We start from the raw sequence: 23,814 nt of genomic DNA on the forward strand, positions 1-23,814 counted from the left end.
GGCACCATCATCCGTCGATGATGGTGCCCACACTAATCTTAGTATGTTTGTTAGTTTTCCGGTAAATAAAAACGGAAGGTTGTCCCTTTGTTAATATTACTCTCAACTTCAATCGTCCCTTTATGGGCATGAATCAGATTTTTAACAATCGCAAGACCAAGCCCTGTTCCGGCTTTGCCCCGGGTTCTTGCTTTATCTGCTTTATAAAACCGTTCAAAAATATAAGGAAGATCATCTTCCGGAATTCCAATACCGGAGTCCATCACTTCAACGCAAAGACCTTTTTCCGATTTTTTAAGCACTAATTTGATGGTCCCGCCGTCATGCGTATGCCGAAGCGCATTGTCGAGTAAATTAGTCAGCACCTGCTCCATCCGGTCAGGGTCAAAGCTCCATTCTTCTTCACTGTTTAAAGCCGATTCAATATAAAGCTTTATATCCTTTTCTTTAGACACAACCCCGAATTTGTTCACTATTCTTTCAAAAAAAGCCTGTACTTTTAATCTTTCATAATGAAGGGTGATATGTCCGGCTTCAATACGTGCAAGATCTAAAAGTTCATTAACGAGCCGGCCCATTCTTAAGGATTCATCGTAGATTATTTTTGCAATTTCTCTTTTTTCTTCTTCTGTTTGAGGGATATCATCAACAATGGCTTCACTGTATCCCTGCAGCATGGAGATCGGTGTTCTCAGCTCATGAGATACATTGGCAATAAAGTCCTTGCGAAGCTTCTCGAGCCGCCGCTCTTCTGTCATATCCCTTATTACTGCAACCGCTCCCCGGACCAGGTTGCCGCTGTAAAGAGGACTGAGAATGGTCACGAAAGTTCTTCCCTGGATGGTAACTTCACCCAGCTGTTCTTCATCTGTTTCCATGACCCGCAGCATTAATTCGTTTAATTCCGGAGGCAGAGCTTCATTTTTTAATGTTTCCTGTTCCTGATACCAGAAGTGGAGGAAGCGGTCAGCCGGAGGGTTGGATATTAAAATGGTGCCGTCCCGGTTAAATGTAATGACGCCGTCAGCCATTGAGCTTAATATGCTTGACAGCTGTTCTTTTTCCTGGCTTAGGGCATCTAAATGATGCTTAAGCTGTCTTCCCATTTGGTTAAAAGCTGTTGCGAGTTCGCCGATTTCATCCTGGGTTAAAATAGGCACCTTCGTGTCAAATTTCCCCCGTGCCACTTCGAATGCCCCTTCTCTCATTTTTCTAAGAGGAGCAGTAATCCGTGTGGACAAAAAGAAAGCAAATATTGTCGTTAAGATAATGGCAATTCCAGCCGCTAAAACAATCAGTCGGGTCGTTTGTTCAGTCGTCTGCTGAATAGCCTCTAAAGACTGGTATACAAATACTGCACCCTCGCTTCCGTCAGTTAGATTAACAGGAGCTCCGGTAATAATGACATTATCATAGCGGTTTGATGTTTCCTCAGTCTGAATTGAAAGCTCTTTTTGCACCTGCTGCTTCTGATTAAGGACAGCTGAAAACTCCTGATTTTCTTCGATCATCGTTCTGATCTGCTGCTGATACATCGTTTCAGGATTTGAAGTAAAGGTTTCTCCACCTTCAATCATTACAAGTGCATAAACTGGTTCATCTACTATTTCAGATATGATTTGGATGCTTATATCCATATCCTGATGGTCTTCAAGGATTCTGGCTATTTTTTGTGCTTCAAATGTCAGCGACTGCTCTACTTCCTCAACGTGATAATTTTGAAAAAATTCAAGCAATAAAATAGTCAGCATGAACAAAACAAAGCAGACAAGCAATAGGATGGTCATCCAAAGCTTGCCTACTACACTGCGCCATATTCTCATTCATCAATTACCTCAAACTTATACCCTACACCCCATACGGTTACGATCATTTTGCCCGCCTGTTCAGATACACGGTTTAGCTTTTCCCGCAAGCGCTTAACATGGGTATCTACTGTTCGTAAATCGCCAAAAAATTCATAATGCCATACTTCTTTTAACAGCTGTTCGCGATCATATACTTTATCCGGACTTTTGGCCAAAAAAAGCAGCAGTTCATATTCTTTTGGTGTCAGAGTTACTTCATGTCCATCTGCTGTTACCCGGTGAGCGTCATTATCTATGACGAGATGAGGATAGGCAATCATATCCTTTGCTTTTGTTTCTGTCTGCAAATAGTTGGTGGTAGAAGAACGACGAAGCAGCGCTTTTACCCGCAGCACAACCTCACGCGGACTGAAGGGCTTTACGATATAATCATCTGTTCCTACTTCAAAGCCCTGAACACGGTTTGCTTCTTCTCCTTTAGCAGTAAGCATAATTACGGGTGTTGCTTTTACTTCCCGAAGCTCGCTGCAAACTTGAATCCCGTCTTTTCCAGGCATCATCAAATCAAGCAGGATACAGTCGAAGTTTTCCTCCAATGCAAGAGAAAGCGCCTGATCCCCGTCCTCAGCTTCCTTAATTGAATATCCTTCACGCTCAAGATACATCTTTAGCAGACGCCGAATTCTTTCTTCATCATCTACTACCAGAATATGACCCATCTCACTCATTCAGCTTCCTCCTTATAGGTGTAAACATCCTTATTTAAAATGAGCCCTCACTTTTGGTGAGGGCAACTATTTAAGCATAAGAATGTAAACCGGCAATAATTAAGTTTACAGCAACTAAGTTAAACATAATAATAGCAAAACCGATTACGGCAAGCCAAGCAGAACGATTTCCTTCCCATCCTCTGGACAAACGAAGATGCAAAAACGCAGCGTAAAACAACCATGTAATAAGTGCCCATACCTCTTTAGGGTCCCAGCCCCAGAAGCGTGTCCATGCGATTTGTGCCCATATCATGGCAAAAACCAACCCGCCGAGTGTAAAGACAGGAAAACCGATCAATACAGAACGGTATCCTACCTCATCCATAAGATTAAGATTAACCTTTCGCACTAAAGGCTGCAGCAGTGCTGAAATGCTTCTTCTGAAAATAAGGCGTGTTAATAGGTACAATACTGTCCCTACCATAATGGACCAAATTACAGTATTTAATCGTGAAGCATTTACAATCGCAGGCATTTCAACCGGTGAAGCAAAACGATTTTCTGTCACTAATTCCCCCTGATGCGGAATCACAAGAGCCGGCAGGTGGTACTCAGCAACATCTTCATTGCCTTCTGTATTGATGTGAGAAAATTCGGATTCATATCCTGTAATTTGTGAAGTTGTCGTAGCTGCAATAAATCCGACCACAATGACTAAACTAAACAGCACCGCTTCAAGCCAAAAGGTTTGTTTTCCTTTTTTCGCTAAGTCCACGTCCTTCAGTAAATATATCAGACCGGCAACAAAACTGATCGCAAGGATCGCTTCGCCGGCTGCGACTGTTGATACATGAATGGCAAGCCAGTCACTTTGAAGCGCCGGGATTAGCGGGCTGATATCACGCGGGAACATGCTTGAGTAGGCAATTATCAGAAGTGCTATCGGCAGTGCAAATACGCCCAATACATGCGCACGGTAAATAAAATAAATAATGATAAAAGCCGCAATGAGCATCATGCCGAAAAATGTAATGAATTCAAATAGATTGCTTAAAGGTGCATGTCCCGAAGCGATCCACCTGGTGATAAAATAACCCAGTTGAGAGACAAAACCGATAATCGTAATCGTAATAGCGATCGTTGCCCATCTATTTTTACCTGTCTGGTTCGTATGCTTTTTTGATTTAATTGATCCGGCAAAAAATGCAGTCGCAATCAAATACAACACAAAGGCCACATAAAGCAGCGTACTGCTCAGACTAGCTAGTTGTGTCACGATTCTCTTCCTCCTTTGCGCCGCCAGCGGATACTTTATTTAAATTTTGTTCATGCTGGTCCTTTGGCTGCTCTAATCCTGTATTAGTAAAGGCGGCTTCCAGGTCTTTCCGTAAGCCAAACCAATTTTTATTCGTATGACCGGAAACCAACATTCCGCCTTCTTCGGTCCTTTTCACCCATACTCTTCGGTGGTTCCAGTATGCTCCCTGCACAACCCCAATCATAAAGATTGCACCGCCAAGTGCCAATATCCAGAGTGTCAGATCTTTTCTGACTGTCAGACCGGAAACATCTCTTGTTTCGACCCCATTAAAGCTTAATTGATAATCATTTTCCCCAAGCGGCTCCAAATTCTGCTGGATGGCAATAAATGCAACTTCACCGTCAGGGTGCTCCGGTGAGAACAATTTAAATAAAAATGCAGGATTATTAGGAACAGGAGAAGGACTTTGCGGTTCCCCGTTTTCAAATCCTGAGAAATCAGGATAATAGCCCATAAGCTCAACTCTGTGATCATCGTCGAGCTGGTATTCATCCTCAGGCTGTGTAAGATCGATTTCAAATGGTCCAAATGAATCTCCTGATTCCTTTTGAACAAGATTGAAAGACATCGAGCGGAACTCCCCTTGTCTGAAATCCACCTGATAAAGAGCAAAATTATCAAATTTAAACGGCTGGTTTACCCGGATCGGGTGTTCTTCAACTTCGACCAGGTTGCTTGAATCTCCTGCGACGCCATCTTCTCTCTTTAATAAAATGGCATCAGTCTGGAAGTTTTTCGCTATAGCTCCAACCCTGTCAATTGTCGCTCCAAAAACCTCTTTATCTTCATCAGCGTCGTAGGTTTCTACAGTGAAGCCTTCACTTTTTAGAAAATATTCCTGATCTGTTCCCGGAATAGCCATTGTTTCCCCTTCTCTGATCCACATGACCTCATCGACATACATTCCCGGCACAAATCGCAGCATAGCACCGATTAAAAAGATGATGAGACCTGTATGATTCACATATGGCCCCCAGCGTGAAAACCTGCCCTTTTCAGCCAGAAGATTTCCATCCTCCTCCCGAATCCGGTATCTTTTATTTCTCAGTCCATCCTTGATTTTTGAAAAGGTGTCAGATGAATAGAGGGGATACTCTGTATAAATGCGTTGTCTTTTCATAAAAGAAGCATGCCGATTTACACGCTGATGCTTTAACGCTTTATATAAAGGGATGACCCTGTCGAGACTGGCAATAATGATCGAGGTTCCAATGGCTGCAATTAAAAGCAAATACCACCATGAATTATACAGGTCATGAAAACCCAGGATATAGTATATTTCCCCTGCCACTCCATAGCGCTCTTCATAATACACTTCGGGTGCTTCCAGTGGAGAAATAAATAAAACTTGCGGAAAGATGGTTCCTAATGCTGAAGCGGAAAGAGTTATGACGATCAGCCAAACCCCTACTTTTACGGAAGAAAAGAAGTTCCAGACTTTATCAATTATTGACCCGTTATAAGTCTGAGAGCGTCTGGCCATTCCCTCGTAACGCATCACATCGCTTGTCTTTTTCTCTTCTGCATCCGTGGTTAAAGCACGGCCGCATGATAAACAGAGCTCCGTTCCCTCCGGATTCACATGCCCGCACTTGCACGTTATTTCACTCATTTGTAAGACCCCTTACCTTTATGGCTTAATCATTTCCATATATGACGCTACCGTTTCTTCATCCATTCCACTCTTCACGACCTCAACAACCTCTCCTTCGGGGTTAATGAGCAGTGTAGTAGGCAATGGTCCTATTGCATAGCTGTACATCACATCTTTTTGAGAATCCCTTACAATAGGAAATGAAAGATTATATTTCTTCGCAAAATTCTTTACCTGGAATTCAGATTCACCTACATTTACTGCAAGAATCTGTACACCCTGATCTTTAAAAGCCTGATACTGATTTTCCATATAAGGCATTTCCTTTTCACAAGGCTTGCACCAGGTTCCCCAGAAGTTCAGGAAAACGCCCTGGCCTTTGTAGTCTGAAAGACGATGCGTTTCGCCGTTTAAATCAGTCAGTACAAAATCCGGTGCCTGATCTCCTGCTTTTACAATCATTCGTTCGTCTTCGGTTAATGTGGAATAAAGTGTATAGACAACTGCCGCAATTAATACAGATAGAATCGTTATTCGTACAATTAAACGTTTTTTCTTGCGGTTATTCACTTGCTTACCTCCTTTTACAGTCCCGCCTTTATAAAATTCCGTTAGATTCTTTGCCATTATAGCATTTGTTAAGCACCCGTAATGGAATAGTATTTGAATGAAGTGTGAAAACTACAATCTCTGTCGGAAATTGTAGTTTATCTGGAGACAGCTTATAAGTTTTACAGTACTTTTTTGTATTTCCTTACTTAGGACCGCTTTCCGCCAATGCCCGGAGCTGTTTTACTTCATGCGGGGTTAATTCTCTGGAGTCACCTGTGCTTAATCCGCCTAAATGCAGGAATGCATATCGTTCGCGCTTCAGCTTTTGAACTGGATGGCCGATTGCATCAAACATTCTTCTTACCTGGCGATTTCTTCCTTCGTGGATGGTCAGCTCAACGATCGTTTTGTTTTTTGTTTTATCTGCTGAAATGACCTTCGCTCTTGCAGGAGCTGTCATCCCGTCTTCAAGCTTAATGCCCTTTTCAAGTTTTCTTAGAGATTCTCTTGAAACAAGCCCCTTCACTCTTGCTACATAGGTTTTATGAACCTCGTATTTAGGATGCGTAAGCAGATTGGCGAATTCTCCATCATTCGTTAACAGCAGCAGGCCGGAAGTATCGTAATCAAGACGGCCGACGGGATAAATCCGTTCTTCTACATAGGGCAAAAAGTCTGTTACCACCTTGCGTTTTTTATCATCACTTACCGCTGAAATAACGCCTGTTGGCTTATACAGAAGAAAATAAACCTTGTTTTCACGCTCTATTTTAACGCCCTCTACTTCAATCATGTCTGAATTGGTTACTTTTGTTCCGAGTTCAACTGTTACTTTTCCATTCACTTTCACTTTACCTGTTTTAATTAATTCTTCTGCTTTTCTGCGGGATGCTACTCCTGCATGAGCAATTACTTTTTGCAAACGTTCCATCAGATTGCACCTCATTTTACTTGTTGTCTTTCTTAGTGCATTATGGCATAGAAAGCCTTAAAAGCAAACTCTCTAAATTTTTGAAACATTTTAGCTTTTTTCACCTATTGGAAGTGTCAGGCGTATGTTTTATACTAAGTGGAGATGTCAAAGAGGAAAATGGTGATAAACATGGAATACAGCGTTAAAGTAGAAGCATTTGAAGGTCCCCTTGATTTACTGCTTCATTTAATCCAGGGGCTCGAAATCGATATTTATGATATTCCAATGGCTGAAATTTCTGAGCAGTATATGCTCTATATACGCGCGATGAAGGTGATGGAATTAAATCTTGCCAGTGAATATCTGGTCATGGCTTCCACATTACTCGCGATTAAAAGCCGTATGCTATTGCCAAAGCATGAGGAAAGCTATGAGGGCAGCGACATAGAGATGGACGAAGACGACCCAAGAGATGAACTTGTTGAAAGACTGATAGAATATAGAAAATATAAACAGGCTGCTATTGAGCTTAAGCAAAAAGAGGAAGACCGGGGCAGCTTTTATACAAAACCGCCTATTGATCTATCTGCCTATGAAACCGAAAAACAGGATTCGCTCGAGGATCTGAATATTGATCTCCATGATTTACTCGGCGCATTTCATAAATTAGTAAGAAGAAAGAAACTAAAAAAACCAATGGCCACACGTATAACGAGACAGGACATTTCCATTGAAAAACGAATGGAGGAGATACTAGTGGACCTTCAGCGCTTAAAAGGACCTGCTCTTTTCCATGAATTGTTTCCAATAGCCCAAAAGCCTCATATGGTTGTATCGTTCCTGGCCGTACTCGAATTAATGAAACGAAATGAAGTAACGATTCAGCAGGACCATAATTTTTCAGATATAATTGTAGAAGCATCAAAAGGAGTGACACTTGTTGCACAATCATGAGTTACAGGCAATTATAGAAAGTTTACTATTTGCAGCAGGGGATGAAGGGTTAAGCAGCCAGCAGCTAGCCAATGTCCTTTCAATGCCTGAAGAGGAAGTTATTACATTCATGACAGCTTTAAAAAAGGTCTATGAGGATGACTCCCGGAGAGGAATCCACGTTATGGAGCTTGCAGGCACGTTTCAGCTGGCAACCAAAAGAGATATGGCCGATTACATAAAACAGCTCGTCGAGAGCCCTTCTAATTCCACTCTTTCACAGGCAGGACTCGAAACACTTGCAGTAGTCGCATACAAACAGCCCATCACCCGGATGGCAATCGAAGACATCCGTGGAGTAAAAACAGACCGTCCTTTGCAAACTCTCGCCTCAAAAGGTTTGATTAAAGAAATAGGGCGTGCTGAGGGTGCAGGGAGAGCGATTCTTTATGGAACTACAGATGAATTTCTGGACTACTTCGGATTAAAGGATCTTTCTCAGCTTCCGGTATTAATGGAGGATGCGGAGGAGCTGGACAGTGAAGAAGAAACTGATTTGTTCTTTAAATCACTTCAGCAAAGCCTTACAGTAAATAACGAAGAATAAGAGAACGGTGCTTTCAGGGAATCCTGAAGGTACCGTTTTTTGTCATGAAGGACAAGTTTTCACATACGCTATTCTTAAGATTAAGGGTGGATGGTGAAAAGAGTGAAGCATGCATTAAAAGTGGTTTTAATTCTTATGATCGGGTTTTCTTGTACAAGCATAAATGCTTTTGCAGCTCCCTCAACTTCAGCTGACCAGGCGATATTAATGGAAGCAGAAAGCGGGCGTATTCTTTATGAAAACAATTCCCATCAGGAGCAAAAAATAGCCAGCATCACAAAGATTATGACCGCCCACTTAGCAATTCAGCACGGCGATTTAGATGAGCTGGTAAAAATCAGTCCCGACGCCTCTGTAACCGAAGGATCAAGTCTTTATTTAAAGGCAGGTCAAAAAGTTTCTTTACTTGATTTGGTTTATGGCCTTTTACTGCGGTCAGGAAACGATTCAGCTGTTGCGATTGCTGAACATGTGAGCGGAAGCGTTGATGATTTTGCAAAACTGATGAACAAAGAAGCAAAAAGAATTGGGATGAAAAACACTCATTTTACCAATCCGCATGGACTGGATTTGGATAACGAGCATTATTCTTCAGCCTTCGATATGGCTTTATTAACTCAGGAGGCCATCAAGGATAAAACCTTTGCAGAAATTTTCGGAACCACCAGTCATCGCGCTACAAGTCTTGCCCCCTCTCCTACCTGGAGCAATAAGCATCGTCTTGTAACGGGCATGTATCCGCATGCAACGGGCGGGAAGACAGGTTTTACAAGGCTTGCAGGCCGTACCCTTGTAACAACAGCAAAAAGGGACGATATGTCCTTAATCGTTGTCACAATCAGAGCATCGAGTGACTGGAATGATCATATGAATTTATTTGAATATGGATTTTCTCATTACAAAAATGAACAAATTCTTCACCCGGATATCCTACCCCCATTTCCCGGACAAAGCGAAAATGAATTTTACACACTAACCGAACCTTTCAGTTATCCGCTAACCAGTGAGGAGAAGTCAAAACTGACAATTGAAGGGAAGATTCCTTTTAACCGGAATACCCCCCCTATCGTTTATGTGAAGCTTGATGAGGAAATTATTCATAAACAGGAACTCGTCCGTGAGGTTCGCAGTGGCGGATTTACTCTATGGAATCGGATAGTAGATAAATTAAAATTCTGGCAGGATGAGTAAATGGTTAATCTTATTTGGATCGGCATGATTTTGGTCGGCATTGTATATAGCGTTCTGAATGGTACAACAGATAAGGTGAATGCGGCCATGTTTGAGGCGTCAACTCAGGCTGTGCAGCTAGTTATTGGGTTTGTTGCCGTTTTTACTTTTTGGCTTGGCATGATGGAAATTGCTAAACAGGCGGGGCTTTTGGAAAAGCTGACCAAACTCTTCCGTCCTTTTTTAATCAGGCTTTTTCCAGAGCTGTCACCAAAGGATCCGGCTTTAGGCTTTATTATGTCCAATATGACGGCCAATTTCTTTGGGCTTGGAAACGCCGCAACACCATTTGGATTAAAAGCAATGAGTGCTCTGCAGGCCAACAATCGGGATAAAGCTGTTCCGACCCGCTCAATGATTACCTTTCTTTGTTTAAACACAGCGGCTTTAACCCTATTTCCGACCACCGTTATTTCTTTAAGGATGACAAACGGGGCTCTTGATCCAATGGATATTGTCATTCCGACTTTTCTCGCAACCTGCTCGTCATGCGCGATAGCACTTACACTCGACCGTCTTTTTTACGTGTTTACATCTAATCGGAACAGGAGGCCGTAATGAATGTAATAGCCGCTATTTCTACATTGTTCCTTCCTTCATTAGTTGTATTGATTCTGCTGTTTGCTTTGATTAAAAAAAAGGATGCATACGGTGCTTTTACTGAGGGAGGAAAAGAAGGAATACGTTTATCGGTATCACTGCTGCCCTTTTTGCTTGGGATGCTCGTCGCAATAAATATTTTACGGGCTTCCGGATTTTTGGATGCCATGAACCAGGCCCTTTCCCCGTTGCTTATTACTTTTAACATTCCTCCTGACCTGCTTCCACTGCTATTTATCAGGCCAATATCAGGCTCAGCGGCACTTGGAATGGTTGCAGACCTTACCGCAACATATGGAGCAGATCATTTTATTTCACGGGCAGCAGCCATTGTCCAGGGAAGCACGGACACCACCCTGTATGTGTTGACCGTATATTTTGGAGCTGTAGGAATAAAAAAAATGGGAAGAGCTCTGACGATTGGTCTTTTAGCGGATCTCGCCGGTATGACCACGGCCATTTTAATTACGTTGTGGTATTTCTCCTAAGCCGGTTTTGTTATTAGACTAAGCCGGTTTTGTGCTACTATAGGGGTGAAGTCCGGAGGTGAAGAGATGAATAAATATCCTCAATCTTATATCGATTATCTGGTTCATTTTCATGGAGACAGAGATTATTTTGAATGCCATGAAGCGCTTGAAGAATTTTGGAAGGAACATACAGAGATGGACCGCAACTCGATCTGGGTAGCTTGGATTCAATTGGCCGTTGCGCTTTACCATCAGAGAAGAGGTAACTTTTCCGGAGCGAAACGTATGATTGAGAAAGCATTTAAGAAATTCCGGCATCACGAAAAGCAATTGCCTGAATTCGGTATGCAGCCTGCACTTTTTCTTGAGCAGCTTCAAAATCTAACCGCATCCATCACAGCTAAAACACCTTATACAAGCATTCAGCTGCCCATAGATGACTTTTATTTAGAAAGCACCTGCAGGGAACAGTGTCTGAAAAAAGGGTTTACCTGGGGGCAAATAAGTGATCTGTCCGACCGGATGATAACTGAGAGGCACCGTCTGCGTGACCGGAGTGATGTTATTCTTCTCAGAGAAAAAGAATTAAGGAAAAGAAATAATAAACCGCGAACGTTTTAACAAAACTGAAGGTGCAAGAAAAAAACCACTGACTTTAAAAAGTCAGTGGTTTTCTTTATCAGCTTCTTTAATTTCTGAAGGTTCATCATTAACACATTTACTTAAAAATCCTTCTGTATAGCTAGTGCTTGAAAATTCCATATCAGGATACATTTCACGCAGAGTTGAAATCATCTTTTTTCCTATCCCTTCATTTCTATGGGACGGACTCACTGATATATGCTGTATTAAGATGCTGTCATCAGTAATTTTAACGCCAACAAGACCGATAATATCTTCTTCCTTCCACAGAAAGAGCCGGTTGCTTTTATCTTCTTCATACATTTTCATCGACAATTGCAATTGCTTAATGTCTTTTTCTGTAGGCATAAAAGACATAAGACCCATGGCTATTTTTTCAAAGGACTTTTTGTATCTTATTAGCATAGTTACCCCTCATCGTGGTTATGGTATGGTTAATTCAATCTCTGCAGGGAATCCGCACTTCCTCTGCAACCGCTTTTAATCATACTAGAAAATGAGCTGTAATTCAACTGCGGATCAATAATCCTTAAGCGATGAACAACCAATAGATAATTCCCCATCCAATTGCCATAACAATTAACAGGATAAACAAGACTAAGTTTTGAGTCTTCACGCTGCTCACATCCCTTACCCACCGAAATCTACTTATCTATGAGCATAAAGAGGAAGATCGTGACGAATTAAATCCTCAAATGTCTCCCGTTTTACCACGATCTTCGCGCTTCCATCCTCTACGAATACAACTGCCGGACGGGTAATACGATTATAGTTGTTCGCCATGGCATAGCCATATGCTCCTGTACAAAAAACAGCTAATATATCCCCCGCTTCTGCTTTAGCAATTGGAAGATCCCAAATAAGCATATCTCCTGACTCACAGCATTTTCCTGCAATCGATACTGTTTCCTCTGCCTCTGCTTCCGGCCGGTTTGCGATTACCGCCTCATAGCGGGCATCGTATAATGCAGGTCTGATGTTATCGCTCATCCCTCCATCTACCGCCAGATATTTTCTAATATCCGGAACATCTTTTGAGGAACCGACTGAATACAATGTTGTACCTGCATCTCCTACTAATGAACGCCCCGGCTCAATCCATATTTCCGGCATTGCCAATGATTCTTCCGACATAAGCGCTTTAACTTCACTTATAATGTCTTTTACATAAGCGGATGGGGGAATCGGTGTATCCTCTTTTGTGTAGCGGATGCCAAAACCTCCACCCAGATTCAGAACACGAGATGTGAATTTGTATTCTTTATTCCACAGGCTGAGCTTTTGGATCATTTTCTGAGCTGCTTTTTTAAAGCCAGTCGTTTCAAAAATTTGTGATCCAATATGGCAGTGAAGACCTAAAACCTCAAGCTCCTGATTATTCAATGCTGTTTTAAGGGCTTTTTCCGCCTGGCCATTTTGAAGATCAAAACCGAATTTGGAATCTTCCTGACCTGTTAAAATATAGTCATGGGTATGCGCTTCAATGCCTGGCGTTACGCGGAGCAGAATGCTTGTTTTAGCTCCCCGCTCCCGGCAGATACCGGTTAACAGATCAAGTTCATAGAAGTTATCTACTACAAAACAGCCAATTCCGTAATCGAGAGCCATTTCAATTTCTTCCCTGCTTTTGTTATTGCCGTGAAAGTGAATTTTTTCGGGATTAAAGCCGGCCTGGATGGCTGTATACAGTTCTCCTCCAGATACAACGTCCAGACTGAGACCTTCTTCTTCAATAATCTGAATCATGGCAATTGAAGAAAAGGCTTTGCTTGCATAAGCGACCTGTGAGGTAACTCCAAGCTCTTCAAATGTTTCTTTAAAGCCCCTGGCACGCTCTCTGATAAGGGCGACATCATAAACGTATAACGGTGTTCCATATTTTTTAGCCAGCTCAATTGTATCGACGCCGCCGATTGTTAAATGACCTGCTTCATTTGTACTCGATGTTCCATAATAATGCATCATACAGTTCCTTTCTTTTCAGGACAAAATATCCGTTAATAATTATTAGAACTGTACCACAATCCTGCATTATAAATCAATCTCATTCTCCTGTCGGACGCTGCCTTACCCGGTCTTTTGTTTTGACGATCATAGGCCGCAGCATGGCAGATGTCATCGGCAATCTCATGATAATTCTCAGCATCGCATTGGGTCTGAATGGTACTAGAGGCCACAAATACGGAGTGGAGAAGGATTTGACGTTCATGAGGTATAGGATGTAAATGGTTAATCCTAAAACGAGGCCGTCAACATGGAATAACCATACGAGCAATAATAATAGTACCCTGACTATTTTATTTGCGACACTTAATTCATAGCTTGGTGTGGCAAAGGTGCCAATTGCAGCTACGGCCACGTATAAAATAACCTCCGGCACAAACAAGCCCACATCTATGGCAATCTGCCCGATCAGGACAGCTGCGATCAACCCCATGGCTGTGGCTAGAGGAGTTGGCGTATGAATGGCTGCCATTCTTAAAAATTCTATCCCAATATCTGCAATCAGCAGTTGGAGAATTAATGGAACATTAGTATCATCCTTCATTCCTAAAAAACCAAGAGCCTCCGGTCGGAGTTCAGGGTCTAAAGCCATTAGATACCACAGAGGCAAAAGCACAATGGAGGCTATTATTCCCGCAAGCCTGATCCACCGGATAAAGGTCCCTACAGCCGGTGACTGGCGGAATTCTTCTGCATGCTGTACATGATGAAAATACGTTGTGGGTGTGATCATCACACTCGGCGATGTATCAACATATATACAAACATGACCTTCAAGCAGGTGAGTAGCTGCAACGTCTGCCCGCTCTGTGAATCTTACTAGCGGATAAGGATTAAAACCCTGTTTCACTATGTATTCTTCAAGAGATTTATCTGTCATAGTCAACCCATCAACGTTAATGGCATCGAGTTCTTTTTTTATCGTATCAATCAGATCCTGGTTAGCAAGCCCTTTTATGTACCCCACTGCCACATCTGCTTTTGACCTTTGCCCTACTTCCATCATATCGAAGCGTATCCGCTCGTCTCTGATTCGTCTTCTGGTAAGAGCAGTGTTCACAATAATATTTTCAACAAAGCCGTCTCTTGAGCCTCTGACAATTTTTTCTGTGTCCGGCTCCTCCGGCTGACGGCCGGGATAGCTTCTGACATCTACCACATAGGCATGTCTGTCTCCTGAAACTTTAATGGCGATAAGACCTGCAAACACCTGCCTAATCACATCTTCAACCGTTTCCACGGTTTCAACGGACTGGTTAATCAACCGATTGTGCAGAATGTCAGAAAGCTTTGAACGCTCATTTTTTGGAAGCTCAATGCTCACAAGCTCCGCCAGTATTTCCATTACGAATTCAGTATCACAAAGCCCGTTTACAGCATAAATATGGACTGGTGTTCCGGCAATAATAAATTTCCTTACCATAAAATCAAAGCTCTCGCCTAAGCCTGCCCGTGCTGTTAAAATTTCATCCAACTGTTCTGCTTTTAAAGGTAGTGACTGCATAGCTAATCTCCTCTGTGAAATGGAATAAAAATGATCCAGTAAAATAATGAACCCATTACTTTGCCAATCACAATAGCAAACATGATTGACTGCAGCTTATCAGCTATCTTCAGCCTTCTGGTGACTAGCGGTATTACATCAAGCACCTCAGTCAGCGCAGCAGCAAGCATTCCGATAAAAGCCCCGGCTAAAAGCCCTGCTGCCGGAACTAAAAAGAAGCCGGATGAGGTTTTAACATCAAAAAGGCTGCCTGCTACACCTGTCATCGCACCTAAAATAACTGCCCACTCCAGCGGGCGCAGACGATTTTTATTTTGGACGATCTGGATCAGACGGGGAATGATGCCCAGTACACTTAGGAATGCTACAAAGCCTCCTCCCACCGCTAATCCGGAAGCCAAACCAACGAATACAACCATCGGGCTACTGATCATTTTGAGCCAATTTCTTTCTTTCCTGATCTACAATATAATCCTCAAGTGACTGCTCGTAGTTAAACACTTCCACATCCAACGGGCTTGGTTCTTCATTAAATTTTTTTTGAAACAGCCTGTTAAAAAATAGAATCATCCCCAGTCCCAGTCCAATTGAATAGGGAATCTGGAACCATAAAGGATGCTCAAGCTTTTTTCCTGTCATCATCTGTACCATAGATATCTGGGTTTCTCTCATGCTGACGTCCTCGTGAAAATACATGATAGTCAGAGCAGCTCCTACAAAAAGCAGGCTCCAGACAAAAAGAAAAAGTGGAAGAGAGCCCTTTTTTTCTTCTTCCCGCAATTCGACAAGCGTAGCGGATGCACCTAAAAAGTCGATTTCTGCAGCCGGCAGCACCTTTTTTACCTGATCAATCATATCCACCTGGTCAATGAGCAGATAGGTTTCAGACGAATTTTTTTTAGTGGCGAGCATTGGTGTTTTCTTTAACTTATCCACATTGAGCCCAGGGGCCGAAATATCTGCTGCGTCTTTTACCATGATTACGTGGCCCTTTAAAACATTAATTTTCCTTTTTAGCCTTATATAAACTGTCTGGGACATGCTCTCTCCCTCCTTTCTTTTTGTCTAGGCTTCTTTCACATCATCCATCCATTCACGAATCGATTGAAGAACTCTTTTTTCTATACGTGATACCTGCACCTGGGAAATCCCAAGCTTTTCTGCCACCTCTGATTGGGTGAAGTCCTTGTAATACCTTAGAAAGATGATTACCCGGTCCCTTTTTTCCAAGGTCAGCAGCGCTTCCTTTAAAGCAAGCTGGTGAAACCACTGCTCCTCATCCTTTGACGCCATTTGGTCAAGCAGAGTGATTGGGTCTCCTTCATTTTCATACACCGTTTCATGAATAGAAGCCGGTGCACGCGATGCATCCTGCGACAAAACAATATCATCAACAGTTACATCGAGCTCCTCAGCAATTTCTGTGAGTGTCGGCAGCCTGCCATATTGACTGCTTAGCTGTTCTTTGGCCCTCCTGACCTTAATCGCAAGCTCCTTAACTGAGCGGCTTACTTTTACGGTTCCATCGTCTCTTAGGAAACGCTGGATCTCTCCGATAATCATAGGTACTGCATAGGTGGAGAATTTGACACTGTAGCTGAGGTCAAATTTATCCACTGCTTTAAGCAGCCCAATCGCTCCGATTTGAAATAAATCATCAGGGTCATGACCCCTGTTTAAAAAACGCTGAACAACTGACCATACAAGTCTCACATTTGTTTCTACCATTTTGCTTCTGGCTTCCTGATCGCCCGCTTGACTTAACCGTATCCATTCCCGAACGGTTTCATGGTTAGTGGTCGTTTTCGCACTCATAGGACACCTAATGGCATTCAGCCTGGACAGAGGCCAGGTGTTTGCTCATACGTATAGTTGTGCCTTTTGATTGGCTGGAGATGACTTCCACTGCATCCATAAAGTGCTCCATAATCGTAAAGCCCATCCCCGAGCGTTCCATTTCAGGCTTTGTTGTAAAAAGGGGCTGCATTGCTTCCTCCACATCCGCAATTCCAAGTCCCTCATCTCTAATCTCGATGGATAAAACATTGTTTTGCATGGTCAATGTCATATGGACCCACTGATCATCCCGTCCGTCGTATCCATGAATGATCGCATTGGTGACCGCTTCAGATACAACCGTTTTAATATCGGTCAATTCACCTATGGTTGGATCATACGGAGTAATAAAAGAAGCGACAACAAGCCTTGCAAAAGCTTCATTTTCACTTATTGAACGGAATTTAAAAATAGCCTCGTTATTCATTATGCCACCCCCAATCTCATCAGCGCATGGTCCTCGGAGGTTTCAATGATCATAATGCGGAACAGGCCGGACATCTCAAATAAACGTTTTACAGGCTCAGATATGGCACAAACAATCATGCTGCCATTTTTTTTCTGTAAATGCTTGTACCTTCCAAGCATCAGCCCAAGACCTGAGCTATCCATAAATTCAAGCTCAGAAAGGTTAAGTACCAGGTGATGAATATCATGCTCGTCCATTAAATTGAGGAGCTCTTCCCTGATTTTTTCTGTTGCATGATGATCAAGCTCGCCCTGCATTCTTAGAAGCAGCACATCTTTTTTTATTTCAGCCTGGACTGTAAAAGCCATTTAAACCCCTCCCTTTTTTACGTACAGAGGGATTATTCCTTGCTTCTTTTCTTAATTCCTGCATGGTGACAATAATAGAAAAAACTAGTGTTTATTCGTGTTTACCTGATCATTTCTTCCATTGAGCGGACTAATAATTCTCCAAAAGATGCCTTAACGCTGTCACTTTCCGCTACTACAGGGACCGACGACATTTCTTTTCCATCAACAATTAGCGACATCGTTCCAATTTCATCCCCTTTTTTAACGGGGGCTGCTAATTCTTTGCTTACGCGAAGCGATTTCTTAACCTCCTGCTCTTTTCCGTTAACCGGAGACAGCCATTTTAGCGGCGCGCTTAATACACCCTTCATCAAATACGGTGAACCTTTTTCAACACGCGCTTCTGTTACTGTTTCCCCTTCTTTAGCCATGGTCTTACTCTTATAATGAGCGAACCCATAATCGAGCATCGAACTGACGATCTCATTTCTTGCTTTTGAGGTAGGAGCACCGAATACAACAGCAATAAAACGCATATCGTTCTTTTGGGCTGTAGCAGTTAAACAGTACATGGCTTCTTTTGTAAAGCCGGTTTTTAGACCGTCCGCTCCTTTATAAAACCGGACAAGCTTATTCGTATTAACCAGCCAGAAAGGGTCCTCACTGTCTTTACGCAGGTAATCCTCATAAGTCCCGGTAAACTCAATGATCTCCTCGTGCTTTAATAATTCTCTTGCAAGCAGAGCCATATCATAGGCTGAACTCACATGACCTTCAGCCGGCAGACCGGTTGTGTTTTTAAAGACAGTATTTTTGAGGCCTAATTCATTTACTTTCGCGTTCATTTGCTTAACAAAATCCTCTTCTGAGCCTGCTAAATGCTCTGCCATAGCAACTGCCGCATCATTGGCAGAGGCGATTGCAATTCCTTTTACCATATCCCGGACAGTCATTTCTTCGCCGGCTTTTAAGAAAATCTGAGAGCCCCCCATAGAGGCAGCTTTTTCACTCGCTCTTATCTTGTCCTCCCAGGTGATCTTTTTCGAGTCAATCGCTTCCATAATTAAAAGCATGGTTGCAATCTTTGTCATAGACGCCGGGGAGAGCGACTCCCTGCTGTTTTTGTCGGTTACTATCATTCCGGAATGCTGATCAATTAGAATAGCTGATTTTACATCATCGAGCGACACAGCTGACTGTTCATTTGCAGACATTGTATGTGGAAATAGGGAAAACACCAGCAGGAAACAAATAATTGATTGAACCCAGTTCTTCATTGAAATCGCACCTTTCAAGCTCTTTTTGCTTATTTTTTCCTTGCAAGGTGATTTTATACGTAAGGTTGTTAATTTATTCTTTATCTGGAGGATTAATATCGGTAAAATCACTTTCCAGGAACACAAAAAACACCTTTCCAAAATCGGAAAGGTGCCAAAGATTCGTTCATCTATTATTCGCCTGTAATATGACCTGCAATAAGTGCAGGAGCTTTAACAGCTTCACTTGAAATTAAAATGCTTTCAAGAAGCTTTTCCTTTACTTTTTCAATCTGTGCTAAATCATTGGCGTAAATCGTTACAAGCGAATCCCCTGCAGCTACTTTATCTCCAACCTTTTTATTGAGCATTAAACCGACTGCTAAATCTATTTCAGAATCCTTAGTAGCCCGGCCTGCACCAAGCCACATCGCTGCAGTTCCTACATTATCTGCAACAATAGTGGAAACAGTTCCTGACTGAGAGGCCGGGAGCTCAATTTTATGTGCAGCCTGGGGAAGTCCTGATGGGTTATCGACAACTGATGCATCTCCGCCCTGCCCGGCTAAAAAGTCCTTAAACCTTTCAAGTGCGCTTCCGCTGCTAATCGCTTCTTCAAGCTTTTTACGGGCTTCTTCCAAGGAAGATGCTTTTTGCGCCAAATAAACCATGTAGCTTCCTAAAGTTAAGCATAGCTCTGTTAAATCTTTCGGACCTTCTCCTTTTAAGGTATCGATCGCTTCCTGCACCTCAAGAGCATTACCGATTGCCCGTCCAAGAGGCTGACTCATATCTGAAATAACAGCCATTGTCTGACGGCCTACGTTATTTCCGATTCTAACCATTGCATGAGCTAATTCACGCGCCTGATCTTCATCCTTCATAAACGCACCTGCGCCTGTTTTTACATCTAGTACAATGGCATCTGCACCTGCTGCAATTTTTTTGCTCATGATCGATGAAGCGATAAGAGGAATACTGTTGACGGTTGCCGTGACATCCCGAAGTGCATACAGTTTTTTATCTGCAGGTGTAAGATTTCCGCTTTGCCCCATTACTGCCACTTTAATTTCATTCACCAGTTTAGTAAACTCTTCACTGGATAATTCAACGTTAAAGCCCGGAACCGCTTCCAGCTTATCGATCGTACCGCCAGTATGCCCAAGACCTCTTCCGCTCATCTTTGCTACCGGCACATCAACAGCTGCCACCAGCGGTCCAAGGATGAGCGTTGTCGTATCACCGACTCCTCCTGTGGAGTGCTTATCCACTTTTATTCCTTCAATTCCGGACAGATCAATCTGGTCGCCTGACTCAACCATGGCTAGCGTAAGATCCGCCCGTTCCTGCTCTGTCATTCCCTGAAAATAAACCGCCATTAAAAGAGCGCTCACCTGATAATCAGGAATGTCGCCAGAGGTATACCCTTGTATGACGAAATTTATTTCATCTGACGTAAGAGCTTTTCCGTCACGCTTTTTTTCAATAATATCAACCATTCTCATTTTCTATTCCTCTTTTCCCAGGTTAATTAAGTAAGACTGTTCAAAAAGCTTGTTCCAAATGCAGGCTGCTTAACCTTGAAGTTGTCAGCGATTGTCGCTCCGACATCTGCAAATGTTTCACGAATATCCAGCTTTTCCCCGCCATTAAAACGCTTGGAGTAGACGAGCAATGGAACAAATTCACGGGTGTGATCGGTCCCTTCATGAACAGGGTCGTTACCATGATCAGCTGTGATAATAAGCAGGTCGTCATCGGTCATTTTCTCAAAGACCTCCGGCAGACGCGCATCAAATTCCTCAAGGGCCTTTCCATACCCTTCCGGATCGCGGCGATGACCGAATAACGCATCAAAATCAACAAGATTCAAAAAGCTCAACCCGGTAAACTCACGGTCAAAAGTTTGAATAAGCTTGTCCATTCCATCCATATTGTCATTTGTGCGCAAAGAATCGGTTACTCCTTCTCCATTAAAGATGTCAGCAATTTTCCCTATTGCAATGACATCCAGACCGCTGTCTTTTAGTTCATTCATGACAGTGCGGTCAAATGGCTTAAGCGCGTAGTCATGACGGTTGGATGTACGTTTGAAAGCTCCCGATTCTCCGATGAAAGGACGGGCAATAATACGTCCTACCAAATATTTTTCATCCAAAGTGATTTCGCGTGCGATCTCACAAATGCGATATAATTCCTCAAGCGGAATAACTTCTTCATGAGCTGCGATTTGAAGAACAGGATCTGCTGATGTATACACAATGATTGCTCCTGTTTTCATATGCTCTTCCCCAAGCTCCTCCAAAATAGCAGTTCCACTTGCAGGTTTATTGCCAATTACTTTTCGTCCGGTTTTTTCTTCTAGAAGTGCTATCAGCTCCTCTGAAAATCCTTCCGGAAAAACTCTGAAGGGTTTATCAATATTCAGCCCCATCAGCTCCCAGTGCCCGGTCATTGTGTCTTTTCCGACAGAGGCCTCTGCCATTTTCGTCCAATATGCCAAAGGCTTTTCTGCTTTGTCAATTCCCTGTACCAGTTCAATATTCGACAGCCCAAGCTTCGCCATATTGGGCATTTTCAGACCCTTCATATGCTCAGCGATATGGCCTAGCGTATTTGAGCCAAGATCATTAAATTTTTCTGCATCCGGCGCTTCGCCAATTCCTACTGAATCCATTACTACTAAATGTACACGTTTATATTTATAATTTGTCATTTTATGTCCTCCTTGAACGTTCCGCTTCTATTTTACCTATGGATATAAGAGTTTGACAAGATGATCGTCTGAAGTCTGACAACTTAAATTAAACCGAGAATTAGGCTCTCGGATGAAACTGTGAATAGACTTCCCTTATTCTTTTTGTCGATACATGTGTATAAATTTGAGTCGTTGAGATGTCGGCATGTCCAAGCATTTCCTGCACAGCCCTGAGATCGGCGCCATTTTCAATTAAATGAGTAGCAAATGAATGCCTTAGAGTGTGAGGCGTCAGCTCTTTTTCAATTTTTGATTTTTTTGCAAGCGCCTTTAAAATCTTCCAAAACCCCTGTCTGGTCAGACGGTTTCCATGCTGATTCAGAAAAAGCGCTTGAGTTTGAGCATGGCGGAACTGGTTTCTTGTATGACGGATATACGTTTCAAGCACCTCAGAAGCAACCTTGCCAATCGGAATAATTCTTTCCTTATTCCCTTTTCCGATACATCTGATAAACCCCATTTCCAGATTGACATCATCGACATCGAGGCTGATCAGCTCACTTACCCGCATCCCGGTTGCATACAAAACCTCCATCATGGCGCGATCCCTGTAGCCGCTTGGCTTAGACAAATCCGCTGCCTGAAGAAGCTCTTCCACCTCTTCAATATTTAATACTTTTGGAAGTGTCTTTTCTGACTTAGGGGTCTCCAGGTGCTCTGTGGGATCCTGATCACACCTTCTGCCACGTATCAAAAAATGATGAAAGGATCGGATGGAGGAAGTATGTCGTGCAATCGTTTTTGCAGATTTGCCCTGATTTTTTAAATGAGCAAAAAACTGAAGAATATGTACTCGTTTTATTTCACACACAGAAGAAACCTGCTCCACTTTATCCATATAAGTTATATATGCTTTTAAATCACGTTCGTATGATTGAACGGTATTGGCTGACAATCCTTTTTCAACTACCATAAACTGTATATAATCAAGAAGCTGATCCTTCATTCTCACGCCCCCTAGTCGTACCTATAACCCTATTGTAGTACGCTTTCATTTTAAAGTCATCCGTTTTCATTGTCGAAAACCGTAATATTGCTATGTTGGCCCTGAGAAAAACAAAAAACCATGCAATCCGCATGGCTTCATTTTTTATTTGCAGCATCATCCTGATCCTTCCGTTCATTACATCTATGACAGATGCCGTGAAAGGTGAGGCGATGATCTTTGATTTTAAAATTATAGTCCCGTTCAACTATATCCTCTACATCCTCAAGCAAATCCTCCTGAACCTCATCAACAGTTCCGCACTCAAGGCAGATTAAATGATGATGAAAATGAGCCGCTCCTTCTTTTCTAAGATCATAGCGGGAAACGCCATCACCAAAGTTAATTTTATCTACAACTTTTAATTCAGTTAATAATTCAAGTGTACGATAAACAGTAGCCAGCCCGATTTCAGGCGCCTTTTCCTTTACGAGGAGGTATACATCTTCAGCGCTTAGGTGGTCTGCCTCATTTTCCAGAAGTACTCTTACTGTTGCTTCACGCTGAGGCGTTAGTTTATAGCTCGCTGAATGCAGTTGTTTTTTGATTCTTTCTATTCTGCTTTCCATGATTTGCCCTCCCTCGCCTTATCATGAACATTATAACAAAAGGGAGGATGAATGCAAACAATAATTATTACAATAAAGAAATTAAAATGATTATTAAATAATAATTAATCTATTTAACTGTTAGGATGAAACCATTTTATCCAATAAGGAGGAATCAGGGCTTCAATCACTCCGCCAAAGACGACCAGCATAAGCATAAAACCAAACAAAATTGTGTAATTTAAGCTCGCCGTGCGGAATGTAGGTGTGAATGCCTGCCTTGTTACTACCCTTCTCCACAGATGCAGCGTGATTTTTATCGCATGTACACAGACAATAACATATACAGGAATCAAAAGCAGATTCTGAGGCAGCACAACCCCTATGGCAATCCAAAGGCCTTCCCAGCCGTATTGAGAGATAAACAGTCCTGTGGTAAATCCGAACATCATTCCTTTTGCAAAAACGATAAGCCATGCAACAGGCAGTCCAATTAACATAAAACCAGTGCACCAGATAATAAAAATAAAGGCCATATCTAACAATATATATCCTTTTACATGCTCATTTAAAAGAGTAAGAATGCTTTGTTTTTCACCCGTCTCAAAAGCAATAAACGGATTAAGCAGCGGCTGGAGCTGCTCAACGGACAATTTATTAACTAATAAAGCCCCGGTTAAAACTCCTCCGCATAAGAGCGCCATCACAAAAATATACAGGGATGCATGCTGCTGAATATGGTAGACGATTGTACGAGTGAATGTTTTTTTCATGGAATGCCCCC

The 23,814-nt window shown here is 42.4% G+C and carries 26 protein-coding genes; 6 read left to right on the forward strand and 20 right to left on the reverse strand.

Annotation, left to right across the window (positions count from 1 at the left end):
- Positions 1-50 precede the first annotated feature (50 nt).
- The 6 genes from C4B60_RS04305 to rluB all read right to left on the reverse strand — a co-directional run bounded on the left by C4B60_RS04305 (position 51) and on the right by rluB (position 6,916).
- Positions 51-1,823: an ATP-binding protein gene (locus C4B60_RS04305; RefSeq protein WP_104056784.1), complete on the reverse strand. Its 1,773-nt coding sequence runs from the start codon at positions 1,821-1,823 to the stop codon at positions 51-53.
- The gene (locus C4B60_RS04310) at positions 1,820-2,536 is read right to left on the reverse strand and encodes a response regulator transcription factor (protein ID WP_104056785.1); all 717 of its coding nucleotides are present in this window, start codon (positions 2,534-2,536) and stop codon (positions 1,820-1,822) included. Before C4B60_RS04310 ends, C4B60_RS04305 begins: the two co-directional genes overlap by 4 nt.
- Positions 2,537-2,606: 70 nt before the next feature.
- Positions 2,607-3,794 carry a c-type cytochrome biogenesis protein CcsB gene (ccsB, locus tag C4B60_RS04315; protein WP_104056786.1) on the reverse strand — a complete coding sequence of 396 codons (1,188 nt, stop codon included), beginning with the start codon at positions 3,792-3,794 and terminating at the stop codon, positions 2,607-2,609.
- Positions 3,778-5,451, reverse strand: a complete 1,674-nt coding sequence (gene resB / locus C4B60_RS04320; RefSeq protein ID WP_104056787.1) for a cytochrome c biogenesis protein ResB — start codon at positions 5,449-5,451, stop codon at positions 3,778-3,780. The genes ccsB and resB overlap by 17 nt, the downstream gene beginning before the upstream one ends.
- A gap of 18 nt (positions 5,452-5,469) precedes the next feature.
- Positions 5,470-6,003, reverse strand: coding sequence for a thiol-disulfide oxidoreductase ResA (gene resA, locus C4B60_RS04325; RefSeq protein WP_245153869.1), 534 nt, complete (start codon positions 6,001-6,003; stop codon positions 5,470-5,472).
- Between the two features lie 184 nt (positions 6,004-6,187).
- Complete coding sequence (rluB, locus tag C4B60_RS04330; RefSeq protein ID WP_104056789.1) at positions 6,188-6,916, reverse strand: 23S rRNA pseudouridine(2605) synthase RluB; 729 nt, start codon at positions 6,914-6,916, stop codon at positions 6,188-6,190.
- Positions 6,917-7,087: 171 nt separating this feature from the next.
- Here rluB and C4B60_RS04335 point away from each other — a divergent pair, with 171 nt between their 5' ends.
- From C4B60_RS04335 to C4B60_RS04360, 6 genes are all read left to right on the forward strand, one after another.
- A complete protein-coding gene (locus tag C4B60_RS04335) occupies positions 7,088-7,852 on the forward strand; it encodes a segregation/condensation protein A (protein WP_104057256.1) in 765 nt (254 codons plus the stop codon).
- Positions 7,839-8,438: an SMC-Scp complex subunit ScpB gene (gene scpB / locus C4B60_RS04340; protein WP_104056790.1), complete on the forward strand. Its 600-nt coding sequence runs from the start codon at positions 7,839-7,841 to the stop codon at positions 8,436-8,438. Before C4B60_RS04335 ends, scpB begins: the two co-directional genes overlap by 14 nt.
- A gap of 102 nt (positions 8,439-8,540) precedes the next feature.
- Positions 8,541-9,629, forward strand: a complete 1,089-nt coding sequence (locus C4B60_RS04345) for a D-alanyl-D-alanine carboxypeptidase family protein (RefSeq protein ID WP_209020057.1) — start codon at positions 8,541-8,543, stop codon at positions 9,627-9,629.
- A complete protein-coding gene (locus C4B60_RS04350) occupies positions 9,630-10,226 on the forward strand; it encodes a nucleoside recognition domain-containing protein (RefSeq protein ID WP_104056792.1) in 597 nt (198 codons plus the stop codon).
- Positions 10,226-10,756, forward strand: coding sequence for a spore maturation protein (locus tag C4B60_RS04355; RefSeq protein ID WP_104056793.1), 531 nt, complete (start codon positions 10,226-10,228; stop codon positions 10,754-10,756). The genes C4B60_RS04350 and C4B60_RS04355 overlap by 1 nt, the downstream gene beginning before the upstream one ends.
- 66 nt (positions 10,757-10,822) lie before the next feature.
- Positions 10,823-11,359 (forward strand): DUF309 domain-containing protein, encoded by a 537-nt coding sequence (locus tag C4B60_RS04360; protein WP_104056794.1) that lies wholly within the window; start codon positions 10,823-10,825, stop codon positions 11,357-11,359.
- Between the two features lie 42 nt (positions 11,360-11,401).
- Here C4B60_RS04360 and C4B60_RS04365 read toward each other — a convergent pair whose 3' ends face one another.
- The 14 genes from C4B60_RS04365 to spoIIM all read right to left on the reverse strand — a co-directional run bounded on the left by C4B60_RS04365 (position 11,402) and on the right by spoIIM (position 23,803).
- Positions 11,402-11,785: a GNAT family N-acetyltransferase gene (locus tag C4B60_RS04365; protein WP_104056795.1), complete on the reverse strand. Its 384-nt coding sequence runs from the start codon at positions 11,783-11,785 to the stop codon at positions 11,402-11,404.
- Positions 11,786-12,028: 243 nt separating this feature from the next.
- Positions 12,029-13,342 carry a diaminopimelate decarboxylase gene (gene lysA, locus C4B60_RS04370; protein ID WP_104056796.1) on the reverse strand — a complete coding sequence of 438 codons (1,314 nt, stop codon included), beginning with the start codon at positions 13,340-13,342 and terminating at the stop codon, positions 12,029-12,031.
- Positions 13,343-13,424: 82 nt separating this feature from the next.
- On the reverse strand, positions 13,425-14,888 hold the full coding sequence (locus C4B60_RS04375) for a spore germination protein (protein WP_104056797.1): 1,464 nt from the start codon (positions 14,886-14,888) through the stop codon (positions 13,425-13,427).
- Positions 14,889-14,890: 2 nt separating this feature from the next.
- Entirely contained in the window at positions 14,891-15,322 is a 432-nt protein-coding gene (locus C4B60_RS04380; RefSeq protein WP_104056798.1) for a stage V sporulation protein AB, read from the reverse strand.
- Positions 15,312-15,929, reverse strand: coding sequence for a stage V sporulation protein AA (locus C4B60_RS04385; protein ID WP_104056799.1), 618 nt, complete (start codon positions 15,927-15,929; stop codon positions 15,312-15,314). The genes C4B60_RS04380 and C4B60_RS04385 overlap by 11 nt, the downstream gene beginning before the upstream one ends.
- Positions 15,930-15,953: 24 nt before the next feature.
- Positions 15,954-16,703, reverse strand: a complete 750-nt coding sequence (gene sigF, locus C4B60_RS04390; protein ID WP_104056800.1) for an RNA polymerase sporulation sigma factor SigF — start codon at positions 16,701-16,703, stop codon at positions 15,954-15,956.
- A 7-nt stretch (positions 16,704-16,710) separates the two neighbouring features.
- Positions 16,711-17,151, reverse strand: coding sequence for an anti-sigma F factor (gene spoIIAB / locus C4B60_RS04395; RefSeq protein ID WP_104056801.1), 441 nt, complete (start codon positions 17,149-17,151; stop codon positions 16,711-16,713).
- Entirely contained in the window at positions 17,151-17,501 is a 351-nt protein-coding gene (spoIIAA, locus tag C4B60_RS04400; RefSeq protein ID WP_104056802.1) for an anti-sigma F factor antagonist, read from the reverse strand. Before spoIIAA ends, spoIIAB begins: the two co-directional genes overlap by 1 nt.
- A gap of 101 nt (positions 17,502-17,602) precedes the next feature.
- Positions 17,603-18,760, reverse strand: coding sequence for a D-alanyl-D-alanine carboxypeptidase family protein (locus tag C4B60_RS04405; RefSeq protein WP_104056803.1), 1,158 nt, complete (start codon positions 18,758-18,760; stop codon positions 17,603-17,605).
- A gap of 173 nt (positions 18,761-18,933) precedes the next feature.
- Positions 18,934-20,244, reverse strand: a complete 1,311-nt coding sequence (locus C4B60_RS04410; protein ID WP_104056804.1) for a pyrimidine-nucleoside phosphorylase — start codon at positions 20,242-20,244, stop codon at positions 18,934-18,936.
- A gap of 26 nt (positions 20,245-20,270) precedes the next feature.
- Positions 20,271-21,455, reverse strand: coding sequence for a phosphopentomutase (gene deoB, locus C4B60_RS04415; protein WP_104056805.1), 1,185 nt, complete (start codon positions 21,453-21,455; stop codon positions 20,271-20,273).
- A gap of 100 nt (positions 21,456-21,555) precedes the next feature.
- A complete protein-coding gene (gene xerD / locus C4B60_RS04420; protein ID WP_104056806.1) occupies positions 21,556-22,443 on the reverse strand; it encodes a site-specific tyrosine recombinase XerD in 888 nt (295 codons plus the stop codon).
- Positions 22,444-22,580: 137 nt separating this feature from the next.
- Positions 22,581-23,051: a ferric iron uptake transcriptional regulator gene (gene fur, locus C4B60_RS04430; RefSeq protein ID WP_104056808.1), complete on the reverse strand. Its 471-nt coding sequence runs from the start codon at positions 23,049-23,051 to the stop codon at positions 22,581-22,583.
- 113 nt (positions 23,052-23,164) lie between these two features.
- Entirely contained in the window at positions 23,165-23,803 is a 639-nt protein-coding gene (gene spoIIM, locus C4B60_RS04435) for a stage II sporulation protein M (RefSeq protein WP_104056809.1), read from the reverse strand.
- Between the last annotated feature and the right edge of the window lie 11 nt (positions 23,804-23,814).

The organism is Jeotgalibacillus proteolyticus, assembly GCF_002926065.1.
In the GTDB taxonomy this organism is placed as follows: Bacteria; Bacillota; Bacilli; order Bacillales; family Jeotgalibacillaceae; genus Jeotgalibacillus; species Jeotgalibacillus proteolyticus.

Coding starts and splice junctions, on each gene's coding strand:
- deoB (WP_104056805.1), bottom strand. CDS start 21,455: ATGACAAATTATAAATATAAACGTGTACATTTAGTAGTAATGGATTCA.
- C4B60_RS04410 (WP_104056804.1), bottom strand. CDS start 20,244: ATGAGAATGGTTGATATTATTGAAAAAAAGCGTGACGGAAAAGCTCTT.
- C4B60_RS04335 (WP_104057256.1), top strand. CDS start 7,088: ATGGAATACAGCGTTAAAGTAGAAGCATTTGAAGGTCCCCTTGATTTA.
- fur (WP_104056808.1), bottom strand. CDS start 23,051: ATGGAAAGCAGAATAGAAAGAATCAAAAAACAACTGCATTCAGCGAGC.
- C4B60_RS04360 (WP_104056794.1), top strand. CDS start 10,823: ATGAATAAATATCCTCAATCTTATATCGATTATCTGGTTCATTTTCAT.
- C4B60_RS04405 (WP_104056803.1), bottom strand. CDS start 18,760: ATGAAGAACTGGGTTCAATCAATTATTTGTTTCCTGCTGGTGTTTTCC.
- C4B60_RS04375 (WP_104056797.1), bottom strand. CDS start 14,888: ATGCAGTCACTACCTTTAAAAGCAGAACAGTTGGATGAAATTTTAACA.
- xerD (WP_104056806.1), bottom strand. CDS start 22,443: ATGAAGGATCAGCTTCTTGATTATATACAGTTTATGGTAGTTGAAAAA.
- spoIIAA (WP_104056802.1), bottom strand. CDS start 17,501: ATGGCTTTTACAGTCCAGGCTGAAATAAAAAAAGATGTGCTGCTTCTA.
- C4B60_RS04350 (WP_104056792.1), top strand. CDS start 9,630: ATGGTTAATCTTATTTGGATCGGCATGATTTTGGTCGGCATTGTATAT.
- C4B60_RS04365 (WP_104056795.1), bottom strand. CDS start 11,785: ATGCTAATAAGATACAAAAAGTCCTTTGAAAAAATAGCCATGGGTCTT.
- C4B60_RS04380 (WP_104056798.1), bottom strand. CDS start 15,322: ATGATCAGTAGCCCGATGGTTGTATTCGTTGGTTTGGCTTCCGGATTA.
- C4B60_RS04305 (WP_104056784.1), bottom strand. CDS start 1,823: ATGAGAATATGGCGCAGTGTAGTAGGCAAGCTTTGGATGACCATCCTA.
- spoIIAB (WP_104056801.1), bottom strand. CDS start 17,151: ATGAATAACGAGGCTATTTTTAAATTCCGTTCAATAAGTGAAAATGAA.
- C4B60_RS04355 (WP_104056793.1), top strand. CDS start 10,226: ATGAATGTAATAGCCGCTATTTCTACATTGTTCCTTCCTTCATTAGTT.
- sigF (WP_104056800.1), bottom strand. CDS start 16,703: ATGAGTGCGAAAACGACCACTAACCATGAAACCGTTCGGGAATGGATA.
- C4B60_RS04310 (WP_104056785.1), bottom strand. CDS start 2,536: ATGAGTGAGATGGGTCATATTCTGGTAGTAGATGATGAAGAAAGAATT.
- lysA (WP_104056796.1), bottom strand. CDS start 13,342: ATGCATTATTATGGAACATCGAGTACAAATGAAGCAGGTCATTTAACA.
- resB (WP_104056787.1), bottom strand. CDS start 5,451: ATGAGTGAAATAACGTGCAAGTGCGGGCATGTGAATCCGGAGGGAACG.
- rluB (WP_104056789.1), bottom strand. CDS start 6,916: ATGGAACGTTTGCAAAAAGTAATTGCTCATGCAGGAGTAGCATCCCGC.
- spoIIM (WP_104056809.1), bottom strand. CDS start 23,803: ATGAAAAAAACATTCACTCGTACAATCGTCTACCATATTCAGCAGCAT.
- C4B60_RS04385 (WP_104056799.1), bottom strand. CDS start 15,929: ATGTCCCAGACAGTTTATATAAGGCTAAAAAGGAAAATTAATGTTTTA.